Below are 20,693 nucleotides of genomic sequence, written 5' to 3'. Positions count from 1 at the left end.
AAACCAAAAACAAAACCTATGAGAATTTATCCGCCTATGGCGGAATTATAAAATAAAGACATATAAAATATAGCGTTAGCTAATAATCTAGTCTGAGAAAACCGCCAGAAATAACTAAGACCTACAAGATTAAGCAGAAACGCTCACGCCAAGGCGTGGGCTTGCTTATTTGTAGGTGTGGGTGCCTGGCGGTACCTCTCAGACGAGTAGGCTAAGTTCCACGCTTTTTTTTATTCTACGAAGCAGTACACTGAGCGACTCGTTATGAGCGCCCGCCCGAAGCGAAGTCGAAGGGTAGTCGAATTAAGTCGAAGTGCCGCGAAGTAGAATTATTTATCCTCCTTGCCTATGACACAAAGAGGATCTCCCCAATCAATGTGGAACATAGCAGCATCTGCCTGTTGGCGGATGCATTGTGTAATCATTAATTTTTACAGCTATGCAAAAATCACACATGATGCAAAAGCCCGGGCAAGCTTCTCAGGCCTGCTTCGGCAAACGTATCCTTTTAATCGATCCCGATGAAATCAATTATGAGCTTCATCATTTTCAATTAAAAAAATTTAAAATAAAACTTGAATATACCAAAAGCCTCAGGCATGCCCTTTGGCTGGTTCAGGAAAACCCTCCCGATTTAATCCTTACGGAAATTTACTTTAACGGTCATTTGCATTACGAACACCTTTTTAGCTTAAGGCAGGAAATGCTAACGCCCATTATTGTACAAAGCACGCAGTCGGCAGCGCATTATGCCGAAAATTGTATGATACGAGGGGCAAAGGCATACTTTCGTAAACCTTTGCAATGGGATGAATACATAAAAGCCATTGTTAATTGTTTGGAAAACAGTTGAAAGCACCCTTCGGTAAGATCCCGAAAATTCGGGATCACTCAGGGTGCAGCCCTTGGTGGACGTTGAGTGTTCCCGATGAAATCGGGAAAGTATCGAAACGTCCTTGCTTGCACCCTTCAATATGCTTCGCACTCAGGGTGCGATAAATAAGGGCATTGAGTTTTTTGCGAATGCAAAAAGTACCGAAATGCCCTGTGCACCCTTCGGTAAGATTTCTTCGAAATCACTCAGGGTGCTGTTTTAATTAAGCGTGGGCCCAAGATTCCGCGATGTCAGGGAGTGGCCTCGCCTTAGGCGAGGGGGAAGGTTTGGATCGGAATCTTTTGATCTTTTGGTTCTTTTGTGGCAAGACAAAAGAACATATAAAGAATGTTTAACTGTTCTTTTCTTTGCTTCTCCACACTCCCAGCCGGAAGGGCAGGAAGACAAAAGAACAGAAGAAAGATGTTATATGTTCTTTTTTTGATACTTCGACAAAAAGCTCAGTATAAAACCAAAAAACATGAAAAAACGATGCTCCCAGCACACAACCCAGCGCTTGCCCGCCGTTTTTTCAGGCCTGCCCAATTTCAAAAATGACAAACGAATGCTTCGATACACCAGGGTTTTAATCTACCTCCCAATCATCTTCTTCGGATCAACCCAATCGGTAAATTGTTTATCGCTTACCAAACCATGTGAGATGGCAGCTTCACGCAAAGTACTTCCATCTTCATGCCCGCGTTAGCGGGGTCACTTCGAGATTTACGTTGATCATCGCCGAAACGAGGCGAGAGGTGAGTTGTAAAAGAGTTATAGACATTTATCCGCCTTTGTGTGGCAGGATTTCGGCTAAATAATTTTGAGAATCAGAATCATAGTCTTACTGATTAAATTTATTATCAAACTAAGAATAAATGATTTAGCTCTTTGTTATTAACCTTTATACATTTTTAACACATAAACTTTAGGTAATAAACCTACCTGAAAATTAAGCAATCTACCTATTTACTTTGCCTAACCCCTGTTGTAATTTAGTATCGGAACAAATTGAACAAGCATATTTAATAACAGAACATCATTTAAGAGTTTGACAATTAAGTAAAACAATTATAAGGAAATAAATATTTAGTGATTTTTTGAATAAAATTAAGGGTTCACTCGTTTTTTAGATTTGGTTAATGGTTTGATTTTAATTGATTGGTTTAATGGGATAAAGGCTGCCTTGTGGTTAGGGCAGCCTTTTTTTGTTAATAAAAGTTAAGTTAACTTATTCGCAAAATTATTCAGCGTAAATTGCGTTAATTCTTCAATTACAGTTTTTACTATTAATTATTGAAAAACACTATATTTGCACCTTAATTGAAACGGTTATGAGAAAGATTGCAATACTTATCACTTTTATTTTTTTCGGAATTACTTCCTTCGCTCAACAGGCAAATGATCTTTACGATAAGAATTTTAATATTGGATTAGATGTTTATTCCAACTTTTGGATGAAATTGCCTGATAAGATGGAACAAAAAGGGCTCAATATGGGTTATAGTGTATATGGGATGTATAACCATATGCTCAAAAAAAGTCCATTAAGTGTTGCAGGTGGTGTTGGAATCTCTTCCATTAGCTTGAGCTCAAACTCCGTAATTCATGATGCTTTAGCTGATGTTATTACGTTTGATACCATAGCAAGTACGATTGATTATGATAGAAGTAAAGTGACATTTACTTACCTTGATTTCCCCATTGAACTTAGATATAAAACTCCAAAACAATTCAGGTTAGCCATTGGGTTTAAAATTGGGTTCAGGCTTGATAATCATTCAAAGTATAAAGGAGAACGACTTGATGGTTCAGGAGTAAAAGAAACTATTAAGGAAAAAGATATTTTACATACCGAAAAAATATTTGTGACCTCAACATTAAGAGCAGGATACAAAAAAATCAATCTGGTTTTTAATTACTCACTATCGAGGGTTTTCCAACTTGAAAGAGGTCCTGAAATGCATCCATTCTCGATTGGATTCACATTCATGCCATTTTAGTTCAATTTCTAGTTTTCAGGTATAAATTCTACACTTCTCGTTTACCTTGAAAAATCATTGTTTTAACCTATCTGAAAAGATAGATTGAACAATAAAACAGGAATTAGTAAGGTTTTAAAAATTGAAGTAACTGTTTTTTAGAAATATAGGGACAGATAAATCATTCCAAGTACTCCCAATATAAATCCTGAGTAGACCTGAGCATGCGTATTCGCTTTGAGTTGTAAACGGGCAAACCCAATTATTCCAGCAATAAAAACAGAAATTACGACCAAATATGGATTACCCACAATTCCGGTGAACGTCAATCCAAGCAACATACCGCTTATCCCTCCTATTGCAATCATATGAGCGCTTATTTTCCAAAAAAAGTTAATAACAAATAAAGCCATACTTAAAACCGTAGCGCCAAAAGTAAAGTAGTGAAAGATTGGCGAAATTTGCACGTTTTTCAATAAGTAATATGCCATTAAATAAAAAGCAATTGTTGTGACGTAAGGTAATTTTCGTTCGTACCTGCTGAGTTGATAAAGTGATTTGATCACGTTCGTACTCCTAAAAAACAAAATTACCATTACCGGGAAAACGAAAGTGACAATAAAAATCAGGAGTAATATCCTGATCTTTCCTTCAATCGGAATGATAAGTGAAAAATAGGCTTTAATACTGAATAGGGCTAAAAATGCATAAGTTGGCATCAATAGCGGATGAAATAAATAGGATATAATTTTTGCGATTTTAGATTGCATTCTTTAGTGGTTTTTCCAGATTATAATTCTTTACGTAGTCGTGCCACCGGAATGCTGAGTTGCTCACGGTATTTAGCAACAGTTCTTCTTGCAATCGCATAACCTTTTTCTTTTAGGATCCCTGTTAATTGTTCATCAGTAAGTGGTTTACTCTTGTTTTCTGCCTCCAGACAATCAGTAAGTATTCTTTTTATTTCCCTTGTTGAAACTTCTTCACCATCATTTTTTTGCATCGACTCAGAAAAGAAACTTTTAAGCAAAAATGTGCCGAATGGGGTTTGAACATATTTACTATTAGCCACACGCGAGATCGTACTAATATCAAGACTTACGATTTCTGCGATGTCTTTCAGAATCATAGGTCTTAAACGCGTGTCATCGCCAGTCAGAAAATATTCGTATTGATATTCCATTATGGCACTCATCGTAACGTACAGGGTATTCTGTCGTTGTTTTATGGCGTCAATAAACCATTTTGCAGAATCAATTTTTTGTTTGATGAACAGGAAAGCATCCTTCTGCTGTTTGGTTTTTTTACTTTCAGAGTAGGCCTGTAACATATCCGTATAAGACCTGCTTAATCTTAATTCCGGAGCATTTCTGCTATTTAAACTTAATTCAAGAATTCCATTATTATTGAAAATCATGAAATCGGGAAGAATATAATGATTTAATTTGGTCGTTTCGCTTATCGAATTTCCCGGTTTAGGATTTAGTTTTAAAATTTCTGCAATAACTTCCTTTAAATCATCTTCTGTAATATCTATTTTTTTGATAATCTTTTCGTAATGCTTTTTTGTAAATTCAATAAAATAGCGATCAAGTATTTGTATGGCCAATTTAATGTATCGATTATCTTCCTCGTCTTTTCTTCTTAACTGAATTAGTAAGCACTCTTGCAGGCTGCGTGCACCGACCCCTGCCGGATCGAACTCCTGAATAATGTTGAGTATCTTTAAGACTTCATCTTTAGAAGTGCTGATACTTTGAGTAAATGCCAGATCATCAACCATGGCATTGATATCTCTTTGCAAATATCCTGAATCATCTAAATTCCCGATGATATTACTTGCAATGATAAATTCTGTTTCATTTAATTTCCGATAACCAAGCTGAGAAAATAGCACATCATGAAAACTTGTGTCAGAAACAAAGGGGGCTTCTTTGTGCTCATCATCACTGCTAGTATTATTCACATTTAAACGATAAGAGGGGGTCTCATCATCATCAATATAATCGTTTAAATCAAATTCGTCATCCTTACTGTCATACTCTTCAAATTCTTCTGTCTCCTCACCTGCGATTTCGTCACGCTCACTTAACTCATCAACTTCTTCACTTTCAGATGACTCATCTAAAGCCGGATTTTCTTCAATTTCCTGTTTTATACGCTGTTCTAAGGCAATAGAGGGTATCTGCAACAATTTCATTAACAGAATTTGTTGTGGTGATAATTTTTGAAGCAACTTTTGTTGCAGTCTTTGATTTAACATTTTAAATCATTTTTATTTCCGACCCTCTTATGCTGATCATTTACTAAGATACAAAAATCCTTCATTTCATGAACAAAATCATGAAACCTCTTAAGAGCAATAAAAACCAAACTGTTATTCAATATTAAAGGATAGTTTATAGTTACTAACTCCTTTTATATTGCTAAAAGAACAATAATTACTAAAATTCGGCATTTTGAGGTGTTCGCGGAAATGGAATAACATCCCTAATATTGCCCATTCCGGTAATAAACAACATGAGCCTTTCAAATCCAAGACCATATCCGCTATGAGGAACGGTTCCAAATTTTCTGGTTTCTAAAAACCACCAAAGTTCTTCTTCCGGGATGTTTAATTCTTTTATTCTGGCATATAATTTATCGAAGTTTTCTTCCCGTTGCGAACCTCCTATAATCTCACCAATTTGCGGAAACAAAACATCCATTGCCCGTACTGTTTTTCCGTCATCATTTTGCTTCATATAAAAAGCTTTGATCTCTTTTGGGTAATCAACTAAAATGACAGGCTTTTTAAAATGCTTTTCAACCAAAAACCGCTCATGTTCCGATTGCAAATCAACGCCCCATTTGTCGATAATGTATTGAAATTTTCCTTTCTTATTGGGTTTTGAATCTTTCAGGATATTAATCGCCTCGGTATAAGTAACACGTTCAAAATCGTTGTCCAACACAAATTTTAATTTCTCAAGCAATTCCATCGACCGCTCATCTTCTTTTTTGTTCTTTTCTTCTTCGGTTAAACGATTACTTAAAAAAACGAGATCCTCATTGCAATGATCAAGTGCATATTTCACAACATATTTTAGATGCTCCTCCGCCAAATCCATATTATCATGAATATCGTGGAATGCGACTTCAGGTTCAAGCATCCAGAATTCGGCCAGATGCCTTGATGTGTTTGAATTTTCTGCCCTAAATGTTGGGCCAAAAGTATAAACCTGAGACATGGCCAAGGCAGCCAACTCAGCTTCCAGTTGTCCGGAAACTGTAAGATTTGTTGCCTTGCCGAAAAAATCTTCCTTGAAGTTAATGCTTCCATCATCGTTCTTGGGCAGATTTTTCAGATCAAGTGTTGTTACTTTGAACATTTCACCGGCACCTTCAGCATCTGAACCTGTGATAATTGGGGCATGAATATTAAAATAGCCTTTATCGTTAAAGAATTTATGGTTGGCAAAAATCATTGCGTGACGAATTCTTGTAATGGCTCCAAATGTATTCGTCCTAAATCTTAAATGTGCCTTTTCGCGCAAAAACTCAAGTGAATGTTTCTTTGGTTGTAAAGGATAAGTTTCAGGATCGGCTTCACCCAAAATATCAATATGGAGTGCGTTCACTTCAACACTTTGACCAGCACCCTGCGATTTATTTAAGATCCCTTCAACCGATAGCGCTGCACCCGTGCTTATTCGTGACATAAACTCAGCATTTAAATTTTCAAAATCAACAACAATCTGACAATTACTCAAACAAGAACCATCGTTTAATGCTATAAATGCAACATTTTTACTAATTCGTTTGGTTCTAACCCATCCCTTTACAACTATCTTTGTTCCAAAAGCGTCACTTTTTAATACTTCGTTGATTTTAGTTCTTTTCATCTGCTTTAAATTTTATACAAAAAAACGACATTTTCATCTATTATCAATGCATTATTTCGATTTAAAAACACTTTAGATTATTTATACCTTTGTGGTGTAATGGCAACAAATTTAGAAATAATTCCAATTAATGAGTGGCTCGATTGCAAGGAACATCCCTTAGTAATTAGCGGCCCTTGCAGTGCCGAAAACGAAGAACAGGTTATAAATACTGCGAAACAATTGGCGCAAATTAATAATGTTAAAGTATATAGGGCCGGATTATGGAAACCCAGAACACGGCCCAACTATTTTGAAGGCGTTGGTTCAAAAGGACTTGTTTGGTTGCAAAGGGTAAAGGAAGAAACAAATTTAAAGCTTGCTGTTGAAGTCGCAAAACCATCGCATATTGAAAAATGCCTGGCACATGGAATCGATATTTTATGGATTGGCGCGCGTACAGTTGTTAATCCGTTCTCTGTACAGGAAATTGCTGAAGCACTGAAGGGCGTAGACATTCCTGTTATGGTCAAAAATCCGATTAATCCGGATTTAACCTTATGGATGGGTGCACTTGAGAGGGTTAATAAAGCAGGAATCAAAAAACTTGTAGCCGTGCATCGCGGATTTTATTCTTTAAATCAATCGAAGTACCGTAATCCACCAATGTGGGAAATCCCGATCGAACTTAAACGATTAGTCCCTAATATACCAATCATTGTTGATCCGAGTCATATTTGCGGAAACAAGGAATTATTATTAGACATTTCTCAAAAAGCCATGGATTTAGAAATGGATGGCTTGATGATTGAATCACATATAAAACCCTGGGCTGCACTTTCGGATGCGGATCAACAGGTTGAACCAAAAAACCTGAAACTATTACTTGATAAGCTTGTTATCAGGGAAATGAGCGGGACAAAAGAATTTGAAAATAAACTGACCAGCTACCGTAAACAGATAGACGAAATCGATGATGAACTGCTTGATATTTTAGGAAGAAGACTAAAAATTGTTGATGAAATCGGACAGTATAAAAACGAGCATAAAATTACCATTCTACAACTCAAACGATGGAGCTTTATCATCGAAGATCGGCTTAAAAAGGGATTAAAACATAATCTGGATAGGGATTTTTTACAAAAGTTGCTTGAACTCATGCATGCCGAATCACTCCGAATTCAAACTGAAATTATGAATAAAAGTCCTGAAAAATAGGCTACATCCACTTTCTTCTTTTGAAATATGAGATCATGGTCACGGCTATTATCGCCATAGCCAATATTACAATCCAAAAAGAATTGGGTTCATTTTGGAATGGCAACCCAAGATTCATCCCATACAGGCCGGTGATAAATGTAAGTGGCAGTAATATGGATGAAACCATGGTGAGCACTTTCATGATTTCATTTATTTTGTTAGCCTGTAACGAATCAAAAGTTTTAGAAAGACCATCAATCAACTCTTCATAATCTTCGGTCATATCCCACATTCGTTGATAATAATCGAGGATATTGCCCCAATAATCTTCCATATTTTCGGCAAATCCTTCAATAGAGCCTGTTTCAAACTTGTGAAAAACCCTTAACTGAGGTTTAAAAATTGTATTTAACAAAATGATATTTTTACGTGTTACCGAAATGTGCCCGATAGTTTTCTCGGCTTTTTTACTAAACAATTCCTGACTGATATAATCGAGTTCGTTTCCAACTCTTCGGATAATCATCAATGATTCGGTCATCAATTTCTCAAGTACCTTATACAACAGGGCATCACTAGTTCCAACTTCAATATCTTCATTTTGTTCTTTTTTGGCTTTTGCCTCCTGAAACAAATCGTCAACGACCCAATGCGATTGACCCAAAGTAATAATATAGTCTTCGCCCCAAAATATCTTTACTTCTTTAGTATGCAGAAAAGTTCCATTTTTATCATAGGTGGGAAAATGCAAAATCATGAAATAATAATCGTCGTAGATATCGATTTTAGATCGTTGATTACCGGTTCTGCAGTCTTCAATATCTAAGGGGTGAAAATAGAAATTATCTTTTAAATACTTCAGATTATCATCCGTAGGATTAAGAATGTGATGCCATTTTAATGTGCCTATTTTGATGGTTTCAATCATCTTCCCTCCTTTTTAAAGATATTGATAAACAAATTTTTACATTCCCGTGATTGTTTTTTTGTAGCTCAAAAGTACACAAATTAATTCTAAAAATTAAATGTTAAAATAAAAATTGGAAGGATAATCCAAGGTATTCTTATTTTACACCAGATATACTTTTCCATTTAAAGCTGGTAATCAAATGCTCAATATCTTCTTTAATAAAATTAATTACCGGAGCAAGTGAATCGTTGTTGGGTTCAACATTAAAATATAAGGCTCCCCTCAAAAAATGGTGAATACTATCTGTTACAAAAAACTGATACGGTGAAGCTGCATTTAAACCGTTAATCTCAAAAATTAAACCGTACACACTGTCGTACTGATTAAAAATTAACCGATTGTCGATACTTGAAGCTTTTGAAATATGTTTATAAGCCATTGCATGTGTATCTTCGACATACTGAACCAAATTTGTGTCCACTATTTTATAGCTCAAATGTAAGCTTCCGTTAAATTGTGGAAAGTCAAGATTTATCCAATATGGTTTATCAGGAGAAAGTAAATCGGGTTTTATCGTAACATATTTGGGATACTCAAAGGTAAAAGGAAATGTACTATCAAGGGTCTGATAAGATTTTTTAGGAAGATCAATTCTGAAATAACCTCTTGGTTTAGGCATTTGATCTGAACTACATGAAAATAACCCAACGACAGTTAATGATAAAACTAATAAGTATAAAATAATTCGGATCGGTTGTTTCATGTTCACTATTTATCAATAATAACTTTTATCTGCTTGATCCTTCTATGATCGACATCAATAACGATGAAATTAAACTTTTTAAACCTTACACTTTGATCAACAATCGGTATTTCACCGGTGAGTTCTAGAATGAGGCCAGCCAAAGAATCATTGTCCCCTTTAACTTCATCAAAAACATTTTCATCTTCCTCAATAATCCTACAAAAATCAATCAGTGTTGTTTTGCCTTCAAAAAGGTAGGTGTGATCATCGATTTTATCAAACGATGGCTCATCTTCAGATATATCAAACTCATCGCTGATATCCCCTACGATTTCCTCCAGAACATCTTCCAATGTCACTATTCCCGAAGTACCTCCATATTCATCTACCACAACTGCCAAATGGACCTTTTTTAGTTGAAATTCCTTTAAAAGATCGTTGATTTTTTTGTTCTCAGGAATGAAATATGCAGGTTTTATAAGTTTTTGCCACTCAAAATTTGCGGGTTCATCTAAATAAAGAAGTAAATCCTTGATATATAAAATCCCTTCAATATTATCGAAAGATAAATTATAAACGGGTAATCTGGAATATCCTGAATCAAGTATTATCATCAACAATTCATCAAATTTTATTTGACGATCAACTGCAGTTATATCTGTTCGGGATTTCATAATTTCTTTTACATCAATATCCCCGAAACGAACAATCCCATGTAAGATTTTGCGCTCTTTATCTCCTTGATCATCGTCGGTAGTTATTTCAATTGCATCCGAAAGTTCGCTTCTTGATAATTGGTGTCCTTTGCCTGAAATTCTTCTGTCAATAATCGAAGTGGATTTTATTAAAAGTGTACTAAGCGGGTGAAAAATACTAATCAAATTTTTTAAGGGTTTTGCCATTGCAAAGCAAAACCAAATCGATCTTTGCGTTGCAAAAATCTTTGGCATTATTTCTCCAAAAACCAAAATCAGTGTAGTAATAACTACAGCTTGAATGATGAAGGCAAGAACCGGATAGTCAATTAAATTAAATAACTGGCTCACCACATAGGTTGATAGTATTACAATTGATACATTAACGAAATTATTGGCAATTAAAATTGTAGCCAGAAGTCGTTTGGGCATATCCAATAAAGATAAAACCAAATCAACTTTGGCACCACTGCTTTGCTTAAGCTCTTTCATGTGAGCCGGGTCTAATGAAAAGTACGCGATTTCGGATCCGGAAATCATGGCTGAAAAAAACAATAAAATAATCATTATCAACAGACTGATAAATGCGTTTATCGTGAATGGATTTAAGAGTGAACTAAGAATTATCATCAATATGTAATAAAAAACCAGTTTTGATGCCAACTCAAATTACGCTTTTGACACGATAGCAAAGGTATAAAAAAATACACCTCTGCAAAATGCATGAATTCGTATAATTTGCGACATAAAACAAGTAAAGAACTAAACCCTAAATGCCTTGACAAGCCATTTAGGGTTCGTTGTTTAAAACAGAGTCTTTGTAAAGGTAATATTTGATTTCCGTGGAATTGGCTTCCTAGAACGGCAAATCATCCTCGGGCTCGGGAATGTCAACTTCAGGAGCTTTTTGAGTTGGCCTTTCCGTTTGAGAATCATCCCTTTTACCGCCGAGCATGGTCATATTATCGGCGTAGATTTCAGTGGTATATCTCTTAACACCATCTTTATCATCCCAGGCACGGGTTTTTATTTTTCCCTCAATATAAACCTGATTCCCTTTTGATAAATACTTCTCGGCAACATCGGCTAAACCTCTCCAAACAACAACGTTATGCCATTCGGTTTGATCAACCTTATTGCCTTCTTTGTCTTTGTAACTCTCGGTTGTGGCTAATGAAAAACTAACCTTTTTTACACCATTTTCAAAAGTAAAAGTTTCCGGATCCTTGCCCAGATTTCCAATTAGAATAACTTTATTAATTCCTGCCATGATTAAAATTTTTTTAGTTAAACAAAGTTACGATTAAATATCGCTTTTATATTTTATCTTTTATCCACAATCTTGAAATTTGTCGCATTTTATTGTTCCAAATATCGGTTATAAATGTGCCTTAATATAGTTCTCCATAAGCTTTGAAACCGGATATTTTTGCAATTCTTCAACTGTAACGGCAATTAATTCATCATTAAAATTATTTACGGAATGCTTGTCAATATTAAATTCTATAAAAAATGCCCTAATACTTTTATGTGTCAGTTGGTGTTTAATGGGGCCGATAATTTTTTCAGGATCCAGGGCAAAATTTTTCAGAAAATATTTTTTTTTAAATTCCGTAACGACCTCGTTCGTTTCTCTTTTGAAATTAAATTGTAATCCGGGAAAATCGTACAAATTTTTCCAAATTGCATTCTCCCCTCTCTTGTTTAGATAAACAAATTGTTGTGAATAGTTTTGATATTTTAAGATAAAATAAAACAGATACAACAGTTTCGGTGATTTAAGCTTGATTTTTACAGGAAATTCATTAACCCTATTTTGTTGAAAAGCAACACAATTAATATTTAGGACACACTTATTGCATTCAGGTGACGAAGGCTTACAAATCATTGCCCCCAATTCCATGATGGCCTGATTAAAATTTGCAGGATCATTTCTCACAAAAATTGTATTTAACTTTTCTTCTACCAGTTCCTGACCTTTATTTGTATTAACGGGTATTTCTATTCCGAACAACCTGCTAATTACTCGGTTCACGTTTCCATCAATAACAGCGTGTGGCAGATTAAAAGCAATAGAAGCAATTGCAGCGGCAGTATATGGTCCCACACCTTTCAGTGATTTAATTTGATCATAATTAACAGGGAATTTCCCTTTAAACAATTCACAGATTTGCCTGGCAGAAGCATGCATATTTCTGGCTCTCGAATAATAACCCAAACCCTGCCAATACTTTAATACTTCATTCTCACTGGCATTTGCTAAATCTTCGATCGAAGGAAACCGCTCTACAAACCTTAAATAATACGACAAACCTTGATCAACACGGGTTTGTTGCAAAATGATTTCAGAAACCCAAATCAAATATGGATCGTTGGTATTTCTCCATGGAAGATCTCTTTTATTCTTTTTATACCATGCTATTAAATCTTGTCCTATCTTTGTAGTCATAAGTGAACAAATTTATATAGAGAAGATTAGAAATAAAATATTTATTAAAGTTTTATATTAATTTAAAAAAAGTTTATCTTTGCTGCCCGAATTAATAAATTTAATATCAAATCATTAAAAACTAATTTGACATGACAAAAGCAGAAATCGTAGCAGAAATTGCTAATAAAACAGGTATTGAAAAAGTTGCAGTTCAGGCAACAGTTGAAGCTTTTATGGAGGCAGTTAAGGATTCAATGGTAAAAGGCGAAAATGTTTACTTAAGAGGTTTTGGTAGCTTTACAATTAAAAGAAGAGCTGAAAAAACTGGTCGAAATATTTCAAAGAATACTACTATTATTATCCCAGCGCATAATATTCCTTCTTTCAAACCAGCAAAAACATTTGTTAATCAGGTAAAAACAATTGTTAAATAATTCTAATAATATTTATTATGCCAAGCGGGAAAAAAAGAAAAAGACATAAAATGTCGACCCACAAACGAAAAAAACGTTTAAGGAAAAACCGACACAAAAAGAAATAGACCAATATTTTTTCTAATCACATGGGTTTTACCGGACTCATGTGATTATTATTTACACCTGAAAAGCTATTCCTCACTTAAACAATCTTTGATATTATCATTGATTGATCTAAATTTTAAATATTCTTAAAGTGAATAAGGAATTAATAATTAATTCAAGTTCTTCGGAGGTTGAGATTGCGTTGTTGGAGGATAAATTCCTTGTCGAATTGCACAAAGAAAGGAATAATAATAATTATTCTGTTGGAGATGTATATTTGGGAAGGGTCAAAAAAATCATGCCCGGGCTTAACGCTGCTTTCGTTGATGTTGGATACGAAAAAGATGCATTTTTACATTATTTAGATTTAGGGCCTCAGGTACTAAGTTTAATTAAATATACCAAAGCCGGCTTGGCAAGTACTGCAGAGAATTTGCCAAGGATGGATCAGTTGGAATTGGAAGCTGATATTGAAAAAACAGGCAAAATCACACAAGTACTGGCTTCAAACCAACAGGTACTCATTCAAATAGCCAAAGAGCCGATTTCAACAAAAGGTCCCCGGATTTCTTCTGAAATTTCGTTTGCAGGACGTTTTTTAGTTTTGGTTCCTTTCTCAAACAGAATCTCGATTTCGCAAAAAATAAAGAGTGTAGAAGAGCGCAATCGGTTAAAACGACTCATCCAAAGTATTAAACCAAAAAACTTTGGTGTAATCATTCGTACCGTTGCCGAGAATAAAAAGGTTGCCGAATTAGATACAGACTTGCGGAATTTAGTTGAAAAATGGGACCTGCTGACAAGAAAAATAGTTGGGGCAAAGGCTCCTAAAAAAATTATCAGCGAAATTGATCGTACCTCTGTACTGTTGAGGGATTTGATGAACGAATCTTTCAACAATATTTATATAAACGATGCTACCCTTTTCGAAGATATAAAGAGTTATATCCGTACAATCGCTCCGGATAAAATCGAAATTGTAAAGCTTTTCAAAGGGCCTAAGCCGATTTTCGAACAAATGGGCATTGACAAGCAAATTAAAAGTTCGTTTGGCAAAACCGTTACCATTAAAAGTGGTGTTTACCTGATTATTGAACATACCGAAGCACTTCATGTTATTGATGTGAACAGCGGACATCGGGTCAAGAAAGAGAACAGTCAGGAAATAAATGCACTTGAAGTTAATCTGGAATCGGCAGTAGAAATTGCCCGTCAGTTGAGATTACGCGATATGGGCGGGATCATCGTTATTGATTTTATTGATCTGCATGATGGCAAAAATCGTCGCACCTTATATCAAAAGCTCAAAGATGAGATGGAGAAAGATCATGCCAAGCATACCATTTTACCTCCCAGTAAATTTGGATTGGTTCAAATCACCCGTCAAAGAGTTCGGCCTGAGATGAATATCGATATTCTTGAAAAATGCCCTGTTTGTGCTGGTAGTGGCGAAATCAAACCGAGTATCATCATTATTGATGAAATTGAAAATAACATCCGATACTTATTGCACGATCAGAATGAAAAAAGCTTAAAGATTACTTTACATCCTTTCATACACGCCTATTTGAATAAAGGTTTGATATCGACCAAAAGAAAGTGGAATTGGAAGTATAAGAAACGAATCTCGATGCAACCAATGCCATCTTATTCCTTTTTAGAATATCATTTCTTTAATGATCAGGGCGAAGAAATTAAGATGTAAAACCGATTAACATTATTTCCTTTTAATATTCAATTATTGCAATCGCAATTTTTTTAATTTTGCAAGCATGGAAACAGTAGTGAGCGGAATACGGCCTACGGGTAATTTACATTTGGGAAATTACTTTGGTGCCGTTAAAAATTTTTTACGGATGCAGGAAGAAAACAATTGTTATTTCTTCATTGCCGATTATCATTCATTAACCACACACCCTACCCCTGCCGATTTGCACGGAAATGTAAAGAAAGTATTGGTAGAGTACCTTGCTTTGGGGCTTGATCCTGAAAAGTCGACCCTCTATATCCAGAGTGATGTTCCCGAGGTTATTGAATTGTATTTACTTTTAAACATGAATGCCTATGTTGGCGAACTTGAAAGGGTAACTTCTTTCAAGGAAAAAGTAAGACAGCAGCCCGATAACATAAATGCCGGATTATTAACTTATCCAACCTTAATGGCTGCCGATGTAATCATTCATAAAGCCTCGAAAGTGCCTGTTGGTAAGGACCAGGAGCAAAATTTGGAAATGATGCGAACCTTTGCCCGAAGGTTCAACCGCATGTACAATGTTGAATATTTCCCCATCCCGACTGCTTATAATTTTGGGGAAGCTTTGGTTAAAATACCGGGATTGAATGGTTCCGGTAAAATGGGAAAATCGGAAGGAGAAGGAAATGCAATTTTCTTTGCCGACGAACCGAAAGAGATTCGAAAAAAAGTAATGCGAGCGGTTACGGATAGTGGACCAACTAAACCAAATCAGGTAAAAACTGATGCCATTCAAAATTTATTTTCTTTGATGAATATCGTTTCTACTGCTGATACCATAACTTTTTTCGAAAATGCCTATAATAATTGTGAAATCAGGTATGGCGATTTAAAAAAGCAATTGGCAGAGGACATGATCAAATTTACAGCCCCTTTCCATGAAAAGATAAAGGAACTTTCGTCAAATAACCTTTACCTGCAAAAAGTAGCGACAATGGGCGCCGGAAAAGCGCGCGAAAGCGCAGCAAAAACGATCAAAGAAATTCGAGAGATCATTGGTTTCAAGAACTTTTAAATATGCAGAAGAGTTTCAGCACAGAAATAAAACCTGAAAAGGCCATACTGGTTGGTGTTGCTACCAAAGTTACCAGTTATGAAAGGTTGAGCGAATACCTTGAAGAACTGGCTTTTTTAATTGATACTGCCGGAGGCATTCCCGATAAGCGTTTCATTCAGAATTTAGAATTTCCGGATCCGAAAACCTATGTTGGAACAGGTAAATTGGCTGAAATAGCCGAATATATTGAAGCCAATGAAATTTCTTTAGCTGTTTTTGACGATGAACTTAGCCCCTCTCAACTCCGAAATATTGAAAAAGAACTAAAGTGCAAAATATTGGATCGCACCAATTTAATACTTGATATTTTCGCCAAACGGGCACGTACTTCGCATGCACGCACACAAGTTGAGCTGGCTCAATACCAGTATTTATTACCTCGATTAACCCGAATGTGGACACACCTTGAACGTCAGCGTGGAGGGATTGGAATGCGTGGCCCCGGTGAAACCGAAATTGAAACCGACCGTCGGATAGTACGCGATAAAATTTCTTTGTTAAAAGAACGGCTGATCTCCATTGATAAGCAAAAAATCACCCAGCGTAAAAATCGTGAAAATCTGGTCAGAGTTGCTTTGGTTGGATATACCAATGTTGGCAAATCAACCATCATGAATTTGTTGAGCAAATCGGATGTTTTTGCCGAAAACAAATTATTTGCTACGCTCGACACCACTGTTCGAAAAGTTGTAATCGAAAACCTTCCATTTCTGCTTACCGATACCGTTGGATTTATCCGTAAACTTCCTCATGGTTTGGTCGAATCGTTTAAATCAACTTTAGATGAAGTGCGCGAAGCCGATATTCTGATTCATGTCGTGGATATTTCGCACCCTGATTTTGAAGAACAAATTCACATCGTAAACCAAACATTGGCCGAAATTCAGGTCGTTGATAAACCAACCCTGATTATCTTTAATAAGATCGATGCATTCACTTTTGTGGAAAAAGAAGATGATGACTTGACCCCTTCCACTAAAGAAAATATTAATCTGGAAGAATTACAGAAATCGTGGATGGCAAAGATAAACACCCCTTGTTTGTTCATTTCTGCTACCAAGAAAGAAAACTATCCAGAATTCAAAGAACTCATTTATAAAGAAGTGAAGGAAATGCATGCAAAGCGGTTTCCGTTTAATAACTTCCTATATTAATTTGAAGACCTGCTTGCCGCAGGCAAGTGTGCTAATTTGCTGATGTGCTAATGATTTAATATGTCATTTAGCCAATGTGGCAATGAAAATGATTGTCATTCCGAACGAAGAGAGGAATCTAAATTATTAGTAGTTTCCTGACTTCTCACAACGGAGAAATCTTATCTGTTTATATTATTCCTAAAATCTTATTTATCAAAAGAAAATAATTTGTAAATTTCCACATGAAAGCTTTAAGTCTCCCCGATTTGATAGGCTGAGACAGCAAAAATGTTTTTGCACTCGTATTGGCTTAAATTAAAAATTACGACTTTATGCTAAAACAATATTTAAAAGACATAGCAAACACAACTATTCAGGGTGATGCAAGAGAAGAAAGTTATTATCCCCACCTTGCGAATCTTGTAAAAACTTTTTCCGAAACAATCGGGAAGAATAAAACACATATCACAATTCTGCCAAAAAAAACGGAAGCAGGCAATCCAGACTTTAGAATTTGGGACGGACAACAAAATATTGTAGGATATATTGAAGCTAAAATTCCGGGTTCCGATCTGAATCGCATTGAATTAAGCGAACAATTAAAGCGTTATCGTGGTACTTTCCCAAATGTAATCCTAACTGACTTTTACGAGTTCCGACTTTATCGAGATGGGAAAATAATTGAAAAGACATTTATTGGAAGGCCTTTTATTGCCAAAAAACTCAAAACCCATCCACCGGCTGAAAACGAACAAGCCTTTTTAAATCTTTTCGATAAATTTTTCAGTTTCTCTTTACCAAAAGTTTTTTCAGCCGAAACACTTGCTATTGAGTTGGCAAAGCGTACAAGGTTTTTAAAAGAAGAAGTTATCAATCAGGAATTAGAAGATGAAGAAAACAATAGCAATCAGGTATTGGGATTTTATGAAGCATTTCATAAATATCTAATTGCAGGGTTGACAAAGGATGAATTTGCCGATTTATACGCTCAGACAATTACTTATGGTTTATTTGCGGCAAGAACCCGTACAGGAGGAAATTTTAATAGAAAACTTGCCTATAATTTTATCCCTCCAACAATAGGTATTTTAAAAGATGTTTTTCAATTTATTTCGTTGGGAAGCCTTCCTCAACAAATGGAGGTTATCATTGATGATATTGCTGCTGTTTTGAATGCTGCCGACATTTCAAAAATACTTCAGGACTATTATAAAAGGGGAAAAGGACAAGATCCGATCATTCATTTTTATGAAACTTTCCTGAACAAATACGACCCGAAAACAAGAGAACAGCGGGGCGTATATTATACCCCTCAGCCGGTTGTCGATTATATCGTGCATTCTGTAAACGAAATATTGAAAATTGATTTTGGTAAAGAAAACGGCTTTGCAAATACAGATGTAACAGTTCTTGATCCGGCAGGAGGTACATTAACTTTCCTGGCCCAAACTGCGAAATTTGCCATTGAAGATTTTACCCAAAAATATGGTGAGGGCCTCAGGCCAAACTTTATAAAAGAGCATATCCTCAAAAACTTTTATGCATTTGAATTAATGATGGCTCCTTACGCCATCGCACATCTTAAAATGTCTTTCCTCCTCGATGAATACGGGTATAAAATGAATGACACTGACCGTTTTAAATTATACCTGACCAATACCTTGGAAATTGAGGATTTGGAACAAACGCGAATCCCCGGAATGGCATCCCTGTCAGAAGAAAGCAAAAATGCCACCCTTGTTAAAAGAAACCAACCCATATTGGCGATCATGGGCAATCCCCCTTATTCCATCGCTTCGTACAACAAATCTGATTTCATCGATGGGAACGGCAAAAAAGGAAAAGATGAAATAAAAGGGATCATGGATTTATATAAGGAGGATGTAAGGGACGAAAAAAACATACAATTACTTTCTGACGACTATGCTAAATTTATCCGCTTTTGCCACTGGAAAATTGATCAGGTAGGCAAGGGCGTGATGGGATTGATTACAAAAAATACTTACCTGAACACCTCGGCATTTAAAGGGCTGAGAAAAAAACTGCTTGAATCGTTCGACAAAATTTATATTTACAACCTTCATGGTAAATTGTATGAAAAAGCACCTGATGGCAGTAAAGATCAAAATGTTTTTGATATCAGGGTTGGCACGGCTATTTTAATTGCCATAAAAACCGGAAAGAAAAAGGACAACGAATTTGCCGACCTGTTTTATGCCGAGTTGTTTGGCGACCGGAACAGCAAATATGAGTTCTTGGAACAGCATAATATCACCAACACCACCTTAGAAAAATTAAATATTGATCCCAATTATTTTTTCTTTGAAAAGAAAACCTTTAATGAAGCTGAATTGTATAATTCTTTTTGGGCAGTGGATGAAATAATGAATATCAATTCAACTGGTGTTACCACACATAGAGATCATTTTGTTCTTGATGACAAAAAGCAATCATTAATTAATAGGCTTAAATCATTTTTAAATTCTAATTTACCAATAGATCTAAAGAAAGAGGCTTTTCAAATTGAGGATAATAGAGACTTTTCTGTGAGTGATTTAATTCTAAGATTTAAAACATTCAATGTTGATTTAATTAAGAATTATTCATTTAAACCCTTTTCCTTAAAGTTTATTTATTACGATAAAGAATTTATTGATTTTGATAGAAGAAAGGTTATGATAAATTTTTTAGACAGAGGGAATTATGCTTTAGTATTAAAGAAAAGTAGTACTGATCAAAAATATTCAAGTTGTTTTATCTCAAATAATATCACTGATAGAAATTTCCTAGGAGGAAGTAGTGTGGTATTTCCTATCTGGATTTATCAGGAAGAAGGGGATTTGTTTGGGGCAAGTAAAGAGAGCAATATTAAACCTGAATTTCTGCAATTGATCGAAAAGCAATATGATAAAAAGGATTTAACCGAAGCAGCTTTTTATTATATCTACGCTTTATTATATTGCCCCAAATACAGAGAGGGCTTTGCCGAGCAACTTCAAATAGATTATCCAAAAATTCCGTTCACCTCGAACACCGATCTTTTTACAACGCTTTCGGGGCTTGGCAAATCATTGGTTGAGCTGCATCTTTTAACATCAAAAGAACTTACAAAACCGCTTGTTAAATTCAACGGAAAAGGAAATAATAATGTGGATGAAATTGATTTTAGGGAAGCCGAAGAACAACTTTACATTAACGAAAGCCAGTATTTTACGGGAATAAACAAAGAAACCTGGGAATGGGAAGTAGGGAAAAATAAGCCTGTGCAGCGCTGGATCAAAAATGCGAAAGATAAGGAACTGGGCCTAAACGAAACCATCGAGTTTGCTAAAATATGCACGGCGATAAAATTAACTTTTGAAAAGCAAGCGGAAATTGATGTTCATTACGACGAAATTATAAAGCACCTAATTAAAAAATCAAATTAGGATGGCATCCCTAAACAGGGAAGCCATCCTAATTTTGCACATCATCAAATCTTCAAATTAGCACATCAACGAATTGGCTAATTTCAAATGAAAACATTTAT

Annotated in this window: 17 protein-coding genes; 8 read left to right on the top strand and 9 right to left on the bottom strand. The window is 35.5% G+C overall.

Going from position 1 to position 20,693, the window contains the following annotated elements:
• The first annotated feature begins 439 nt into the window (after nucleotides 1–439).
• The gene (locus KKG99_16315; protein MBU1014564.1) at nucleotides 440–853 is read left to right on the top strand and encodes a response regulator; all 414 of its coding nucleotides are present in this window, start codon (nucleotides 440–442) and stop codon (nucleotides 851–853) included.
• Nucleotides 854–1,465: 612 nt separating this feature from the next.
• Here the strand turns inward: KKG99_16315 and KKG99_16310 are convergent.
• Nucleotides 1,466–1,552, bottom strand: coding sequence for a hypothetical protein (locus tag KKG99_16310; GenBank protein ID MBU1014563.1), 87 nt, complete (start codon nucleotides 1,550–1,552; stop codon nucleotides 1,466–1,468).
• A 653-nt stretch (nucleotides 1,553–2,205) separates the two neighbouring features.
• On the opposite strand from KKG99_16310, the gene KKG99_16305 reads away from it, so the two are divergent.
• Nucleotides 2,206–2,874 (top strand): PorT family protein, encoded by a 669-nt coding sequence (locus KKG99_16305; protein ID MBU1014562.1) that lies wholly within the window; start codon nucleotides 2,206–2,208, stop codon nucleotides 2,872–2,874.
• A gap of 137 nt (nucleotides 2,875–3,011) precedes the next feature.
• Here KKG99_16305 and KKG99_16300 read toward each other — a convergent pair whose 3' ends face one another.
• From KKG99_16300 to asnS, 3 genes are all read right to left on the bottom strand, one after another.
• Nucleotides 3,012–3,623: a hypothetical protein gene (locus KKG99_16300; protein ID MBU1014561.1), complete on the bottom strand. Its 612-nt coding sequence runs from the start codon at nucleotides 3,621–3,623 to the stop codon at nucleotides 3,012–3,014.
• Nucleotides 3,624–3,643: 20 nt separating this feature from the next.
• Complete coding sequence (gene rpoN / locus KKG99_16295) at nucleotides 3,644–5,116, bottom strand: RNA polymerase factor sigma-54 (protein ID MBU1014560.1); 1,473 nt, start codon at nucleotides 5,114–5,116, stop codon at nucleotides 3,644–3,646.
• Nucleotides 5,117–5,297: 181 nt separating this feature from the next.
• A complete protein-coding gene (asnS, locus tag KKG99_16290; protein MBU1014559.1) occupies nucleotides 5,298–6,737 on the bottom strand; it encodes an asparagine--tRNA ligase in 1,440 nt (479 codons plus the stop codon).
• A gap of 99 nt (nucleotides 6,738–6,836) precedes the next feature.
• On the opposite strand from asnS, the gene KKG99_16285 reads away from it, so the two are divergent.
• On the top strand, nucleotides 6,837–7,934 hold the full coding sequence (locus tag KKG99_16285; GenBank protein ID MBU1014558.1) for a bifunctional 3-deoxy-7-phosphoheptulonate synthase/chorismate mutase type II: 1,098 nt from the start codon (nucleotides 6,837–6,839) through the stop codon (nucleotides 7,932–7,934).
• Between the two features lies 1 nt (nucleotide 7,935).
• On the opposite strand, the gene KKG99_16280 is transcribed toward KKG99_16285, so the two are convergent.
• The 5 genes from KKG99_16280 to mutY form a co-directional block, all read right to left on the bottom strand.
• Nucleotides 7,936–8,844, bottom strand: a complete 909-nt coding sequence (locus KKG99_16280) for a magnesium transporter CorA family protein (protein MBU1014557.1) — start codon at nucleotides 8,842–8,844, stop codon at nucleotides 7,936–7,938.
• A gap of 136 nt (nucleotides 8,845–8,980) precedes the next feature.
• Entirely contained in the window at nucleotides 8,981–9,589 is a 609-nt protein-coding gene (gene gldD, locus KKG99_16275) for a gliding motility lipoprotein GldD (protein ID MBU1014556.1), read from the bottom strand.
• A gap of 5 nt (nucleotides 9,590–9,594) precedes the next feature.
• On the bottom strand, nucleotides 9,595–10,896 hold the full coding sequence (gene gldE, locus KKG99_16270) for a gliding motility-associated protein GldE (GenBank protein ID MBU1014555.1): 1,302 nt from the start codon (nucleotides 10,894–10,896) through the stop codon (nucleotides 9,595–9,597).
• Nucleotides 10,897–11,122: 226 nt separating this feature from the next.
• Complete coding sequence (ssb, locus tag KKG99_16265) at nucleotides 11,123–11,536, bottom strand: single-stranded DNA-binding protein (GenBank protein MBU1014554.1); 414 nt, start codon at nucleotides 11,534–11,536, stop codon at nucleotides 11,123–11,125.
• A 108-nt stretch (nucleotides 11,537–11,644) separates the two neighbouring features.
• The gene (gene mutY, locus KKG99_16260; protein MBU1014553.1) at nucleotides 11,645–12,715 is read right to left on the bottom strand and encodes an A/G-specific adenine glycosylase; all 1,071 of its coding nucleotides are present in this window, start codon (nucleotides 12,713–12,715) and stop codon (nucleotides 11,645–11,647) included.
• Between the two features lie 131 nt (nucleotides 12,716–12,846).
• Here mutY and KKG99_16255 point away from each other — a divergent pair, with 131 nt between their 5' ends.
• The 5 genes from KKG99_16255 to KKG99_16235 all read left to right on the top strand — a co-directional run bounded on the left by KKG99_16255 (nucleotide 12,847) and on the right by KKG99_16235 (nucleotide 20,592).
• Nucleotides 12,847–13,131: an integration host factor subunit beta gene (locus KKG99_16255; protein MBU1014552.1), complete on the top strand. Its 285-nt coding sequence runs from the start codon at nucleotides 12,847–12,849 to the stop codon at nucleotides 13,129–13,131.
• Between the two features lie 238 nt (nucleotides 13,132–13,369).
• Nucleotides 13,370–14,923 carry an Rne/Rng family ribonuclease gene (locus KKG99_16250; GenBank protein ID MBU1014551.1) on the top strand — a complete coding sequence of 518 codons (1,554 nt, stop codon included), beginning with the start codon at nucleotides 13,370–13,372 and terminating at the stop codon, nucleotides 14,921–14,923.
• 67 nt (nucleotides 14,924–14,990) lie between these two features.
• Nucleotides 14,991–15,986 (top strand): tryptophan--tRNA ligase, encoded by a 996-nt coding sequence (gene trpS / locus KKG99_16245; protein ID MBU1014550.1) that lies wholly within the window; start codon nucleotides 14,991–14,993, stop codon nucleotides 15,984–15,986.
• A 2-nt stretch (nucleotides 15,987–15,988) separates the two neighbouring features.
• Nucleotides 15,989–17,182 carry a GTPase HflX gene (hflX, locus tag KKG99_16240; protein ID MBU1014549.1) on the top strand — a complete coding sequence of 398 codons (1,194 nt, stop codon included), beginning with the start codon at nucleotides 15,989–15,991 and terminating at the stop codon, nucleotides 17,180–17,182.
• Between the two features lie 314 nt (nucleotides 17,183–17,496).
• Nucleotides 17,497–20,592 carry an N-6 DNA methylase gene (locus tag KKG99_16235; protein ID MBU1014548.1) on the top strand — a complete coding sequence of 1,032 codons (3,096 nt, stop codon included), beginning with the start codon at nucleotides 17,497–17,499 and terminating at the stop codon, nucleotides 20,590–20,592.
• Nucleotides 20,593–20,693: the final 101 nt, after the last annotated feature.

This window comes from Bacteroidota bacterium, from assembly GCA_018816945.1.
Classification (GTDB): domain Bacteria; phylum Bacteroidota; class Bacteroidia; order Bacteroidales.
This window is presented reverse-complemented; position numbering and strand designations above follow the sequence as displayed.

Bases quoted from the DNA above. Each gene is read 5' to 3' on its own strand.
- rpoN (MBU1014560.1), bottom strand. From the start codon at position 5,116: ATGTTAAATCAAAGACTGCAACAAAAGTTGCTTCAAAAATTATCACCA.
- gldE (MBU1014555.1), bottom strand. From the start codon at position 10,896: ATGATAATTCTTAGTTCACTCTTAAATCCATTCACGATAAACGCATTT.
- KKG99_16255 (MBU1014552.1), top strand. From the start codon at position 12,847: ATGACAAAAGCAGAAATCGTAGCAGAAATTGCTAATAAAACAGGTATT.
- KKG99_16315 (MBU1014564.1), top strand. From the start codon at position 440: ATGCAAAAATCACACATGATGCAAAAGCCCGGGCAAGCTTCTCAGGCC.
- KKG99_16305 (MBU1014562.1), top strand. From the start codon at position 2,206: ATGAGAAAGATTGCAATACTTATCACTTTTATTTTTTTCGGAATTACT.
- asnS (MBU1014559.1), bottom strand. From the start codon at position 6,737: ATGAAAAGAACTAAAATCAACGAAGTATTAAAAAGTGACGCTTTTGGA.
- KKG99_16280 (MBU1014557.1), bottom strand. From the start codon at position 8,844: ATGATTGAAACCATCAAAATAGGCACATTAAAATGGCATCACATTCTT.
- ssb (MBU1014554.1), bottom strand. From the start codon at position 11,536: ATGGCAGGAATTAATAAAGTTATTCTAATTGGAAATCTGGGCAAGGAT.
- KKG99_16300 (MBU1014561.1), bottom strand. From the start codon at position 3,623: ATGCAATCTAAAATCGCAAAAATTATATCCTATTTATTTCATCCGCTA.
- mutY (MBU1014553.1), bottom strand. From the start codon at position 12,715: ATGACTACAAAGATAGGACAAGATTTAATAGCATGGTATAAAAAGAAT.
- trpS (MBU1014550.1), top strand. From the start codon at position 14,991: ATGGAAACAGTAGTGAGCGGAATACGGCCTACGGGTAATTTACATTTG.
- KKG99_16235 (MBU1014548.1), top strand. From the start codon at position 17,497: ATGCTAAAACAATATTTAAAAGACATAGCAAACACAACTATTCAGGGT.
- KKG99_16285 (MBU1014558.1), top strand. From the start codon at position 6,837: ATGGCAACAAATTTAGAAATAATTCCAATTAATGAGTGGCTCGATTGC.
- hflX (MBU1014549.1), top strand. From the start codon at position 15,989: ATGCAGAAGAGTTTCAGCACAGAAATAAAACCTGAAAAGGCCATACTG.
- gldD (MBU1014556.1), bottom strand. From the start codon at position 9,589: ATGAAACAACCGATCCGAATTATTTTATACTTATTAGTTTTATCATTA.